At 68.9% G+C, this 12,957-nt stretch carries 6 protein-coding genes; 1 reads left to right on the forward strand and 5 read right to left on the reverse strand.

Going from position 1 to position 12,957, the window contains the following annotated elements; all coding sequences use genetic code 11:
• Nucleotides 1-76: 76 nt before the first annotated feature.
• From ACZ4SF_RS37100 to ACZ4SF_RS37120, 5 genes are all read right to left on the reverse strand, one after another.
• On the reverse strand, nucleotides 77-1,252 hold the full coding sequence (locus tag ACZ4SF_RS37100; RefSeq protein WP_468393288.1) for an FAD-dependent monooxygenase: 1,176 nt from the start codon (nucleotides 1,250-1,252) through the stop codon (nucleotides 77-79).
• Nucleotides 1,249-8,472, reverse strand: coding sequence for an amino acid adenylation domain-containing protein (locus tag ACZ4SF_RS37105; RefSeq protein ID WP_468393290.1), 7,224 nt, complete (start codon nucleotides 8,470-8,472; stop codon nucleotides 1,249-1,251). The genes ACZ4SF_RS37100 and ACZ4SF_RS37105 overlap by 4 nt, the downstream gene beginning before the upstream one ends.
• 54 nt (nucleotides 8,473-8,526) lie before the next feature.
• Entirely contained in the window at nucleotides 8,527-9,627 is a 1,101-nt protein-coding gene (locus tag ACZ4SF_RS37110) for an SIS domain-containing protein (protein WP_468393292.1), read from the reverse strand.
• Nucleotides 9,628-9,703: 76 nt separating this feature from the next.
• Nucleotides 9,704-10,450: an SDR family NAD(P)-dependent oxidoreductase gene (locus tag ACZ4SF_RS37115; protein ID WP_468393294.1), complete on the reverse strand. Its 747-nt coding sequence runs from the start codon at nucleotides 10,448-10,450 to the stop codon at nucleotides 9,704-9,706.
• A gap of 469 nt (nucleotides 10,451-10,919) precedes the next feature.
• Nucleotides 10,920-11,975, reverse strand: coding sequence for a methyltransferase (locus ACZ4SF_RS37120; RefSeq protein ID WP_468393296.1), 1,056 nt, complete (start codon nucleotides 11,973-11,975; stop codon nucleotides 10,920-10,922).
• A gap of 183 nt (nucleotides 11,976-12,158) precedes the next feature.
• On the opposite strand from ACZ4SF_RS37120, the gene ACZ4SF_RS37125 reads away from it, so the two are divergent.
• A complete protein-coding gene (locus ACZ4SF_RS37125; RefSeq protein WP_468393298.1) occupies nucleotides 12,159-12,287 on the forward strand; it encodes a hypothetical protein in 129 nt (42 codons plus the stop codon).
• The last annotated feature ends 670 nt before the right edge of the window (nucleotides 12,288-12,957 follow it).

The raw sequence follows: 12,957 nt of genomic DNA on the forward strand, positions 1-12,957 counted from the left end.
GCGGATACCGGTGCGGCCGCGGGTGGGCGCGTGAATGCCCACCCGCGGGTCGGCCATCAGCGGACATGGGGCGTGGTCATCCCAGCGGGGGCCAGGTGAGGACCGCTTCGTTCTGGCTGGTGAACTTGGACATGGGTGCGAACCGGAAGTAGAGGTCGCGCATCCGGGAGGAGATCGGGCCCTCCAGTTGCTCGGTCTCGCTGAGCGCACGGGCCGCGGCGACCAGTGCCTCGGTCCGGGGCCGGCGCTGGCCCTCGTAGCCGCGCAGGGCCGAGGGCAGGTCCGTTGCCTCTCTGAGGTGCTCGGCGAGGACGACGGCGTCCTCGATGGCGAGCGCCGCGCCCTGGCCGAGGCTCACGAGCATCGGGTGCGCCGCGTCCCCGAGCAGGGTCATGCGTCCGGTGCCCCATCGCTGCAGGAACGGGCGGTCCTGGGCGGTGATCCTGACGATCGTCTCCTCGGGGGTGACCCGGATCGCCTCCCGTACCTCGTCGGCCCAGCCGGCGAAGAGGCCGGCGATCTCCTCCTTGCCGGTCCTCCGGCTCGGGGAGGTCCCGGCGGGGACGTTCTTCGTTCCCCACCAGTACGCACGGCCGTGGCCGATGTCGGCGAGGCCGAAGCGCTGGCCCCGCCCCCAGTAGTGGGCGGCGTAGCCCTTGGTCATCCGTGGGTGGCTGAAGGGCACCGTCGCCAGCCAGCACACGTAGTTGCCGGGTCGTGGCCGGTCGGCGCCCGCCACCTGCCGGCGGATCGCGGAGTTGAAGCCGTCCGCGCCGATCAGGATGTCGCCGGCGGCCTTCCGGCCGTCCTCGAAGGTCACCTCGACGCCGTCGTCTCCGGTGACGAACCCCGTGGCGGTGGCGTTCAGTTCGATGGCCTGTTCGCCTCCGATGGCGTCCAGCAGGGTCTGCTGGAGATCGGCCCTGTGAACGGCGTAGTTCGACGCGCCCAGCCGGTCCGCGAGTGCACGGAACGGAAGCGCCCTGATCGGCCGGCCGCGCTTGGTGAGGAACTTCAGCTCGTCGAAGACCTCACCGCGCTTGTCCAGACCGGGGGCGATGTCGATGTCCAGGGAGCGCAACGCCAGGATGGCGTTGGACATCAGGGAGACCGCCGTGGTGCCTGGACGCAGTTCGGGAGCCCGTTCGAAGATCTGTACCTCGACACCGACCCGGCGCAGCGTGGCGGCGGCGGCCAGTCCGCCGATCCCGGCCCCGATGACGAGGGCCTTGTGTGTGGTGTGCCGCGTCATTTCCCACTCCTATCGGCCGGGCGCGGGCCGGGGTGGCCCGCCACCGCTTCTGCGACTTTCCGGGCGATGACGTTCACGTGCGGTTCTTCGAGGAGGACGAGGTGGTCGCCGGGAACGTCCACCACCTGGAGCCGGCCGGTGGTCAGGGCTCCCCAGCCGTTGGTGGGGTCCTCGTGCAGGGTTCGTGCGGCTCGGTGCATCGGCCGGAGGATGTCCGGCAGTTCCGCGGTGGCGCGCAGCAGCACCAGGTCCTCGTCGCCCGGTGCGGGCTGGTAGGAGAGGATCGCCTGCCAGTGCGCCTTGAACATCGCGAACAGGCGGCGCACGGTGGTGCGTGAACTGCCCGCGGGCAGTACGCCTGCCTGTGTGGCGTGTTCGACGATGAAGCCGAACTGGGCCTCCTCGTCCAGTCCGTCCGGCAGTGAGATCACCGGCGCGGTCGCGTCGCGTCCCGCCCACAGCAGCTCCCAGAAGAACCACTCCAGCAGCGAGTGGTCGGCGACATCGGGCCGCTCTGCCTGCTCGACGAAGATCGGGTCGATCAGCACGGTGCCCTGGAGGGCTTCCGGATCGGTGCGCCGCAGCTGACGCGCCATCTCGAAGGCGATGAAGCCGCCGAACGACCAGCCGCCGATGACGTACGGGCCGTCGGGGCACGCCCGGCGGATCGCCTTCAGATAGCTGTCGGCCAGCTCGGGGACGGAGCTGAGCGGTTGCGTGCCGGGGACGGTTCCGGCAGCCTGCAGCGCGTAGACGGGCTGGTCTTCGGGCAGGTGGCGGGCGAGGCGTACGTAGCACAGCACGTGGCCGCCGAGCGGGTGGACCAGGAACAGTGGTGGCTTGCTGCCTTGGGTGCGGATCGGCACGACGGGGTCGAACTCGGCCGCCGCGTCCCCGGCCCGCATGCGTTCCGCGAGCCCGGCCACGGTCGGCGCCGCGACGAACGCGGAGAGCGGGACGCTCACGCCGTACCGCTTCTCGATCGTCATCACCAGCCGCATCGCGGTCAGCGAGGTACCGCCGATGTCGAAGAAGTTGTCCCGCACCCCGACGGTGGGCAGTTCCAGCAGTTCCGACAGGATGCCCACCAGCGCCTTCTCGTGCTCGTCGCGCGGCGGGGCGGCGTCGGCGGCCGGCACGGCGAGCGGCATACGGCGCAGCAGCGCGTCGTCCCGCTTGCCGCTGGGCGTCAGGGGCAAGCGCGGCAGCCACTGCAGGTGCGAGGGCACCATGTAGTCGGGCAGCACCGTGCGCAGGCGGGTCCGTACCTCGTCCAGGTCCACGGCCGCCGCGTCCCCGACGAGGAACGCCGCGAGGAACGCGTCGCCGCCTTCCCGGCGCCGGGCCACCACCGCGGCCTCGCGGATGCCGGGCTGCTCCTCGGCGAGTTTGGCGATCGCGATCTCCACCTCGGCGAGTTCGACCCGGAAGCCGCGCACCTTCACCTGGGAGTCGGCGCGGCCGAGCCACACGAGGTTTCCGTCGGGCATGACCCTGGCCAGGTCTCCGGTGCGGTAGAGGCGGGCGCCCGGTTCGCCGGAGGGATGCGGTACGAAGCGCTGCTCGGTGAGGTCGGGCCGGTTGCGGTAACCGTGGGCCAGGCAGACCCCGCCGACGTAGATCTCCCCCTTCGCGCCCGGCGGCACCGGCCGCATCAGCCCGTCGAGCAGGTGGATCTCGATCCCGTCGATCGGTGTGCCGATGGGTGGCAGGTCGGGGAAGCCGGCGGGGTCGCCGGTCATCGTGTGATGGGTGAGCAGATGCGTCTCGGTCGGCCCGTACTGGTTCTCCAGCACGGTGCCCGGCAGTGCGGCGCAGAACCGCCGGATCTCGTCGGTGAGGCGCAGCTGCTCGCCGGAGGAGATCACGACCCGCAGCGCGCGGGGCCGGATGCCGAGTGCCTGGGAGGTCTCCGCGAGCTGCTGGAGCGCGACGCACGGCATGAAGGCCCGCTCCACCTCCTCGCGGTCCAGCAGACGCAGCAGCGCCGGCATGTCGCGCCGCTCCTCCTCGGAGAGCAGCTGCAGGGTGCCGCCGCCGCACAGGGTGGAGTAGATCTCCTGGAACGCGACGTCGAAGCTCAGCGGAGCGAACTGAAGGGTCTTGCCGCCCGCCGCGCCGCTGGCGGAGGGGATCTGCCACTGCATGTAGTTGGCGAGGACCCGGTGCGGGAGTTCGACGCCCTTGGGCTCGCCGCTGGATCCGGAGGTGAACAGCAGGTAGGCGACGGTCTCGCCGGTGATGTCCGGCAGTTCCGGGCCGCCGGGTTCCGGCTCGGCGGCGAGCAGGTCGTCCACGGACAGCAGCCGGGAGGAGTCCTCGAAGAGGTGCGCGTGCGTCTTGTGCGTGATGATCCGCAACGGGTCGGCCTGGGTGACCATCGCCGCGAGCCTGCCCGGCGGATAGCTGACGTCGAGCGGGACGCAGGTGGCGCCGGCCTTCCCGACGCCGAGCACGGTGGCCAGCGTTTCGGGTGAACGGTCCATGGCGATGCCGACGGTCGATCCGGGCCGGGCTCCGGCGCCGATCAGGCCGCGGGCTATCCGGTCGGCGGCCTCGTCGAGCTGGGCGTACGTCCACTGCCGTGATCCGCAGGAGACGGCCACCGCGTCCGGAGTCCGCGCGACGTGTTCGTCGATGCGCCGGATGACGTTCTCGGGCGTGTCCTTGCCGGTGCCGGGGGCGGAGCCGGCCCGCAGTGCCGCTTCGGCCCGCGGATCGCACAGGAAGGCGAAGTCCACGTCCGCGTCGGGGTGTTCGGTCATCCGCTCCAGGACGGCGAGATACGTCCGGCCGATGCTCTGCGCCTGTGACCGGGAGAAGGTGCGTCCGTCGCAGTCCATGCGCAGCCAGAGCCGTTCGTCCACCGGGTCGACCACCGCGTTGACCAGGAGCTTGAAGTTCGTCTCCTCCCAGGTCCTGAAGTCGGTCAGCGCCATGCCGGTGTCCTCGAAGAGCGAGGTGAGGACGTGCAGGTGGACGTAGTTGAAGGCCGTCTCGAAGATGACGTCCCCGCCCCGGTCCTCCTGGATCGCGCTGAGCGGGTAGTGCCGGTGCGGATGGCTGTCGCGCTCCTGCTGGTAGACCTCGCGCGCCGAGTCCAGCCAGGTACGCGGCTGGGTGTCGAGGCGCAGCGGCAGCGTCTCGAGGAAGAGTCCGGTGATCCGTTCGGCGCCGGCCTGCTCCGGCCGGCCGCCGGTGACCAGGCCGGTGGTGATGTCCCGTGTGTCGGAGAACAGGCGCAGGGTCAGGCAGTGCGCCGCGAGCAGCAGGGATTTGACCGGCAGGCCGTGGGCGCGTGCGAGGAGGCGCACCTTGGTGCCGAGGCCGTCCGGCAGTTCCACGTGGTGGACGATGAGTTCCTCGTCGCCTGCGGGCTCGTACGGCCGGAATCCGTCGAGCTGGACCAGTTCGGCGCCGGCGAGCAGCCGTTGCCAGTAGCGCCTGGTGGGCTCGGAGGCGAGGGCTCGCCGTTCCTCGCGCACGTAGAGGGCGGGGGACGGCAGCTGTCCGGACGGGACGGCGGCGACGGGCTGTCCGGCGTTGTGGAGGAAGTCCTGGAGCAGTTCGCGGACGAGGGTGGCCACGCTCCAGCCGTCCAGGATCGCGTGGTGGAAGCTGAACACCAGTTCCACGGAGCCGTTCAGGACGTGCGCGCGGAACAGGTACAGCGGCGGGCGGTCCAGCCGGTACTCGTGGTACCGCCTTTCTTGGACGTGCCGGTCGACCTCGGCCTGTGCCTCCTGGTCGCCGAGGTGGCGCAGGTCCACGATCTGCAGTCCGCCGTCGGCCTCCCGGTGGACGAGTTGCAGGGGTTCGGAGTATCCGCCCAGGTCGAATGCGGAGCGCAGGACCGGGTGGCGCCGGACCAGGCTGTCGAAGGCGCGGCGCAGCGCTTCCTCGTTCCAGACCGTCTTGAGGGAGTAGCGGAAGACGTCGTGGTAGACGGCCGTCCTCTCGCGTTCCCGGCTGTGGTAGAGCAGACCGAGGTGCAGCCGTGTCGCCGGATAGGCGTCCGCCAGGCCGGTCAGCCGCGCGCGGTCGACTCCGGACACCAGTGCGAACGGCTCCAGCGGGGCGTCCTGCCCGTCCGTCGGCGCGGTGGTCGCGGCCGCGGCGAGTCCCGCCACGGTGGGGTTGCGGACCATGTCGGCCAGGGTGAAGTGGACGCCCGCGCGCCGTGCCTCGGCCTGGATGCGGAGCATCATGATCGAGTCGCCGCCCAGGGAGTAGTAGTCCTGGTCGACGCCGATCACGTCGGTTTCGAGGACGGCCGACCAGGCCGCGGCGATCTTCGCCTCGGTCTCGTTGGCCGGCGCCGCGGTCTTGGTGTCCGTCTCCACGGCGGGAGCGGGCAGCCGCCGCCGGTCGGCCTTGCCGTTGGCGGTGAGCGGGATCCGGTCGATCCGTACGAAGAACGCCGGGATCATGAACTCCGGCAGCGACTCGAGGAGCCGGGCCCGGAGGTCCGCGAGCGGCACTTCTTCGTCCGCGACGTAGTAGCCCACCAGGTGGACGCCGCGGGCCGGTGTGTTCCGGTCCACGACGATGGCGTCCCGGACGCCCGGGAAGGCCGCCAGGCGGTCGCGTACCTCGCCCAGCTCCACCCGGTTTCCCCGGATCTTGACCTGGTCGTCCAGACGGCCCAGGTATTCGAGGGTGCCGTCGGCGAGCCATCGCGCCCGGTCCCCGGTCCGGTACATCCGGCCGCCGGGTGTGAACGGGTCGGGCACGAACACCGCCGAGTCCAGTTCGGGCCGGTCCAGGTAGCCGCGGGCCACGCCCACGCCCGCGATGCACAGTTCACCGGGCACCCCGGTGGGCTGCAGGTCGCCGTGTGCCCCGACCACGTAGAGGCGGATGTTGTCGATCGGCCGCCCGATCGGTATCCGCCGTACCGTCCCGGCCGCGTCGTCCGGGCAGTCGTGGTACGTGACGTCGACCGTGGCCTCGGTCGGTCCGTAGAGGTTGACCAGCCGGGGTGCCGGGGCGCCGGCCGCGGCGAAGACCCGGTTGAAGCGGTTCACCTGAGCGGGTGTCAGTGCCTCGCCGCTGCAGAACACCAGGCGCAGGGACGCGATGTCGTCCAGGAGCGCCGGAGTCTCTTCGAGCAGGTCGAGGAAGGGTCCGAGCATCGAGGGCACGAAGTGGGCCACGCTCACCCGGTGTGCCTTGACCGTCTCGAGGATGACCCCGGGGTCCCGCTCGCCCCGGGGCGGGAGCAGCGCGAGTCCGGCGCCGGTGATCGCCCACCAGAACAGCTCCCACACGGAGACGTCGAAGGTCACCGGTGTCTTCTGGAGGAGGACGTCGCCGCCGCCGACCGGGTAGCCGCGCTGCATCCATTCCAGCCGGTTCACCACGGAGCGGTGCTCGACCTGCACGCCCTTGGGCCGTCCGGTGGAGCCCGAGGTGTAGATGACGTACGCGAGGTCACGGGGGCCGCCGGCGGGTCCGGGCGGCGCGGGCGCGGCCTGCGCGGTGGTGTCCAGGCGCCGTACGGGTACCGCATCGCCGACCAGGGAAGCGGACACGGTGCTGCCCAGCAGCACGGACTTCGCCCCGCTGTCGGCCAGCAGGAACCTGACCCGTTCCGTGGGGTGGCTCGGGTCGACCGGTACGTACGCGCCGCCTGCCTTGAGCACCCCGAGGACGGCCGCGATCAGCTGCGGGCCGCGCTCGGCCACCACGGCCACCCGGTCGCCGGCGGTCACGCCGTCGCCGCGCAGCTGGTGCGCGACGTGGTTCGCCCAGGCGTCCAGCTGCGCGAAGGTCAACGACCGGTCGGGGTCGTCCGTGACGACGGCCGGCCGGTCGGGTGTCCTGGCCGCCTGCTGCTCGAAGAGCGCGTGGACCGTGGTGTCCTCGGAGTAGCCGGTCACCGGGCCGCTGCCCGTGGCGATCAGGGCGGCGCGCTCGGCGTCGCCGATCATGGGGATCTCCGACAGCGGGCGGTCCGCCTGGGCGAGGGTGCCCTTGAGGATCGCCTCGATGTGGGTGGCCACCGATGCGATGGGGAAATCCGCGTCGAAGACGTCGAGGGCGTAGTCCATGTCGACCAGGACGTCGCTGACGTCGTCCAGTTCGTTGACGACGACGGCCAGTACGTCGTCGTCGTGGGCGCGGGCCTGTACGACGGTCTCGTACGCCACGCCCTGTACGTCGAGCGGGCTGGGCCAGCGCAGGTAGGCGATGGTGGTGTCGAACAGCCGCTTGGGGCCGCTGTCCTGGAGCGGTACCGAGCGCAGCAGGTCTCCCAGTGAGAATCGCTCGTGGGATTTGAGTGCCCGGGTGGCGGTCTGCACCCCGGCGACCAGTTCGCTCATCGTGCGGTTCGCGTCGGGAGTCACCCGCAGCGGCAGGGTGTTGGCGAAGTGGCCGACGGTCTGTTTCTGCCCGGCGGTGGGCCGGTTCAGCAGCGGCACGCCCAGAACGACCTCGTCGCTGCCGTGGATCCGGGAGAGGTAGACGGCGAAGGCGCCGGCGACGTACGCGAAGACCGAATGCCCGCGCTCGCGTATGCGTTCGATGAGGGAGCGTTCGAGCAGGAAGCTGTGGCGGGCGCTCTGCCGTGAGCCGGCCGGCGCGGCGCGGTGGAAGAAGGCCGGGGCGACGCCCGTCAACTGCTCCTGGAAGAACGCCCGGTCCTGCTCGTGGTCGTCCGAACCCCGGTAGCGGCGTTCTTCGTCGACGAAGTCCAGGTACGACGGTGTGGGCCGGTCATCGAAGCGCCCGGTCCGCCGTACCTGGTCGTACTCGGCGCGGACCTGGGACATGAACAGGTTCAGGCCCCAGGCGTCGGCGACGATGTGATGCACCTTGACGTAGGCGTGGACGACGTCCTCGCGCTCCTTGAGGACCGCGATCGTGAACAACCGACGGCGCTCCACCTCGAACGGGACGTCGAACGCATCCTTGATCCACGCCTCACAGGCCGCGCGGGGCGCGGGCGTTCCCGAGAGGTCGATCGTCGGGATGTCGAACGACTCGTGCTCGGCCCACTGGCGCGGGGTTCCGTCCTCCGGGTCGATCCGGAGCTGGAACGCGTCGTTGCGGTCGGCCGCACGGCGCAGGCACTCCTTGAGCAGGTCGACGTCAACCTCACCGGTGAACCGGTCGGTGATGAAGCAGTTGAACTGCGGGAGGTCCGGGAAGAGGGAGTTCGCTGCCCAGATGTCCTGCTGATAGGCCGTGAGGGAGTTGCGCCCCCGGAGTTTCACGATCGCTCCATTTTTCTCGGCGGTTGCCTTCGGTGTCCGAGCTGTACGAATGCCTCAGCGAGCGTTCTCCGCGGCGATGGTGCTGCCGTGGTACCAGGGGTTTCCGGCCGCCTCGGAAATGAGATTGCGTGACTCCGTCTCCCTCGCCTTTCCGAGATCGAGGGTCAGGTACTGGACGAATTCCAGCGCGGTGAAGTACTGGCGCATGAAAGTGGGCTGGTCGAGCTCGATCTCGGTCACGGTGACGTTCGCGTTCTGCGGGATCGGCGCGGTCAGCAGCGACACCAGGTTCTTGCGCTTGGCCCGGGTGTAGTCGTCATCCTCCGGGTCGGAGAAGATGAGAATGCTGTGCCTGCGTTCGGGGTCGGTGAGCGTGGCCACCTCGCTGTGGCAGAACTCGTGGAAGTAGTTCCGCGTCGCCGGCACCATGGCGATCTCGTTGAAGTGCATCTTGGCGAGCTTGAGCAGGCTCTCGTGCCACTTGGGCGACCCGAGCATGATGATGTTGGCGTTCTCGCTCCGGGCGGCGGCATCGGCGGCCAGCTCACGCAGGGCCGGTGTGAAGTCGGTTTCCAGCGTCTTGGCCAGGGCGCGGACCTCGGGACCGTGGTCCGCGTCGAGGAGCCCGAGTTTCAGGAACATGTCGACCAGAATCGAGAAGTACTGGCCGACGTGAAACAGCGGGTATTCGCGGTCCGGCTTGCTCAGTGTCCAGCGGGCGATGGACACCCCGTTCTCCTCGCCCAGCTCGCCGAGCCGGCCGCCGGAGGTGAGCAGCAGGACCCGATCGTGCATCCGGCGCAGCGAATGGAAGGCGCGGATCGGCTCGTTGGAGTGGCCGCTGTACGAACTCAGGATGATGAGCGTCCGGTCGTCCTCGATCACGGAGCGCGGAATCAGGTACTCGAAGTCGTAGTCGTTGAAGACATGAACTTCGAGGTCGCTCCTGATCGAGTTGAAGAAGACCCTGATCACGTCCGACACGATGGCCGAGCAGCCCATTCCGCTGAACACGATGCGGGTGAACCGGCCGTCCCGCATTTGTTTCACGAGATCATCCGATATGCCGGATATATCGTACTCGTCCGACTTCGTGAAGCCGGAGCGGTACTCCTGCTCCAAGAATTCCTGGTAGCGCTCAAGGCGTGACCGCATGACCTTGTCCCTCTTCCTCATGGCTGGTGATGTCAGAAGGTGATGATTCGTGATCTTCAGGTGATCGCCGAATCCATCACCACATGAACTGGCCGCCGTCCACGATCAGCTTCTGGCCCGTGATGTAGGCGGCGCCTTCGCCCACCAGGAATTCCAACGCGTCCGCCATCTCGTCGGTGGCGCCGATCCTGCGCTGCGGAATCTCGTCCAGCAGTGCATTCATGTATTCCGGCTCGGCCACGCGGTAACGGGTCCGCATTTCCTCGGTGTCAATCATCCCCGGGATGAGGCAGTTCACCCGGATGTTCGGCGCGAGTTCCATGGCCAGACACTTGGTCAGGTGGAGCAGGCCCGCTTTGCTCGAACAGTAATTGGCACCGTTCAGGCGGGGGCGGATCGCCGTGGTCGCACCGAGGTTGACGATGGAGCCGCCGCCGGCCTCCAACATGTGCGGGGCGAACGCCCGGGTCAGGTAGAAGGGCCCCGAGAGATTGGTGTCCAGTACCCGGCGCCAGTCCGAGTCGGAGATCTCGAGAACCGGCCGGTCGATGTTCAGCCCGGCATTGTTGACCAGCACCTGCGGGATTCCGTGCTCGGCGCGCACGAGTTCGGCCAACTGTGCCACGTCGTCGGGGTCGGATATGTCCGACCGGACGACTGACAGGCCCTTCTGAATCTCACGCAGGGCTTGGTTCGCGGACTCCTCGTCACTGCGAAACGTCGCGACCACCCGATATCCGATCCGGGTGAGCCTGTGACTGAATGCGAGTCCGATGCCCTTGGTTCCGCCGGTGACAACAGCTAACTTGTCCGGTGATTTCACACTAGCCCCCGTTGCATTTACAACAACTTACGTTCGAGCTTCCCTGTCCGCCACTGCCGCGGCGAGCCGCCAGGGCAAGCCGCTCTGAGTGAGCCGCTCAGGAAAGCCGCTTCTGAGCGAGCCGCCCGGGCAAGCCGCTTCCGAGCGGGGCGCCCTGGGCAAGCCGCTTCGATCGAGCGGGCCCGTCCGACGATGCCTTCCGGGAAACGAGCGCAGAGCGCTCCTGGCGCCCGGCACGAACGGTGCCGGGTGGGCGATCGGGCGGAGCGGGCACCGTTCCGGCATCGACAGGGCACGCCGCGGACGCTTCAGACCGCCGTGCGATCCTCGCGGCGCAGTTCCCGCCGGTGTCGTCGTGGCAGGTCAGGTGGACGGCGCCGAACATGAAGACCGACGGAGCATCCGGCACCCGGCAGAAAGACGTGCCCGCCCGGCCGGCCGTCGTCCCAGTGCCCTGGCTGCCGACGACTCAGCCGGCCACCGGCTTGCGGGCGCGGAGGATGACGTCGAACCGCCCGGGATACTGACGGTCCATCGGCTCGAAGCCCGCTTCGGTGTACCACCGCTCGAACTCCTGCGGCGTGTAGATGCGGCCTTCGGGCGACGCGACCGTCTGGAGGTACGCCGACATGAACGCGGCGTGGGCGGGACCGGTCTCGTCGTCGTCCTGGGCGCAGGCGACGATCACCAGGTGACCGCCGGGTTCCAGGGCCCGGAAGCTCTTCGCGAAGAGGTCGCGGACCTGCTGCGGGGACCAGATCTCGAGGAACCGGGAGAACACGACGCAGTCGTGCTGGGAGGTGGGGAACTCGTCCTGCATGACGTCGGTTCCGACCGCGCGGACCCGCTCGGACAGGCCGGCCTCGGCGATCCGGTCGTTCGCCATCTTCGCCACGTTCGGCAGTTCGAGGATGGTCGCCTGGAGGTCGGGCCATTGCTGAGCGAAGCCGATGGCGTTGGTCCCGGTTCCCCCGCCGACGTCCAGGACGTGCTGGTACGACGAGAAGTCCACGGCGTTGACGAGGTCCTCCACCACCGAGCGGCTCTGGTGCTCCATCATGGCGGTGAAGACCTTCTCGAGGTTCTCGTCCTCGGCGAGGCGCTCGTAGAGAGTGGTCGCCGTGGATCCGGCGAGCAGCTCGCGATGCAGCCCCAAGTTTTCGTTGTTCACGAGCGATTCGTAGAGCCAGCCGATCGGCCGGTACAGCATCTCGTGGGTGTAGCGGATGATGACGGGCATGAAGCCGTCCGGGTCGCCCGCCACGAGATCGGTCGCGGCGGTGTTGTGATACCCGTCGCCGTCCTTGCGCACCAGCTCGAACGCGCTGCATCCCAGCAGCAGCACGTGAGCCGCGCGTTCTTCCAGTCCTAACGCGCCGGCGATCTCGCCGAGTGTGCTGCCCGGCCGCTCCTTGAGCACGGTGAACAGTCTCAGGCGCAGTGCGGCGTGCAGGTACGGGAACCGGAAGCTGGTGTACACCAGCTTCCACAGCTCATCCATGGCGGTCGTCGACGGTTCGGTCATGGTGATCCCCTTCACGGTATCGCGGGCCTCGGGTGCGCATCGTCGGCCGAGTCGTGGTGAAGTCCAGCCTCGTCCGGTTCTGCCGGTCGATGGCCGCTTGGGACAGACAACGGGAGTAGGCGCTGCGGAAAAGTGGTCCGCAGCCGGCCCTCCCGCTGCTCCATCGTGGACATGGAGTAGGCCTTGTTTCAGCATCCGGCGGGCGCGCGGGCGGCCTTCGTCGTCGTAGGCGCCCAGCGCGGCGGCGACGTCGTCGCCTTCGGCGAGGTGTGGGCCGGTAGGGCACCGTCCTCCACGGCGAACGCCCCCTGACCCAGCGACGCCGGCATCGGGGGAGTGGCGTCGCCGCTCCACGGTCTCCTGCATCGTTGGCTTCTACAGGCAACAACAAACTCGGGAGGCACACAAGACCTCTCAGGTCACCGACCCGCCGCCCGTGGCGCGAATCTTGCGGTGCTCCCTCCCGCATCCCTCCGCTTAAGGCTGCCGGAGCCCCCAGGACGACCGGAACCCGGTCGTCTACAAGGCCGAAAACCTTCCCTTGAGCAAATCGGTGGGCAGATGTACCACCCTCCCGATTCGGAAAAAACCCCTGAAACCGGACTACAGGGACTTCGCCGAACGGTGCGGAAACGGGGTTGGCGGCGGGTCGCGACGACCGCTCGGCCGGCATCCGCACCATCGCCGCCGACCTCCGCCGGGCGCGCGGGCCGACGGAGCCGAAGCCCCTGCCCACGGACACTCAGGACGAGCAAAGCACGGTGACATCTGACTGAAATGCATCGCTATTCGTCCGAGACTGCATGCTACGTACGGAAGTCGCAACCGGACCCTCAACACCCCTTATACGAGGGGATGTTGAGGGCCTGCCTCCGCTCTGAGCGAACGGTAGACGTAGCCGCGATCTGTGGCCTGTGAACGTGTTAGCTTCAAACGAGGCTGGGGGAGGCGAGTTCGACCACCGCTTACCCGACGCAGTTCC

This window comes from Streptomyces sp. NPDC027663, assembly GCF_055566415.1.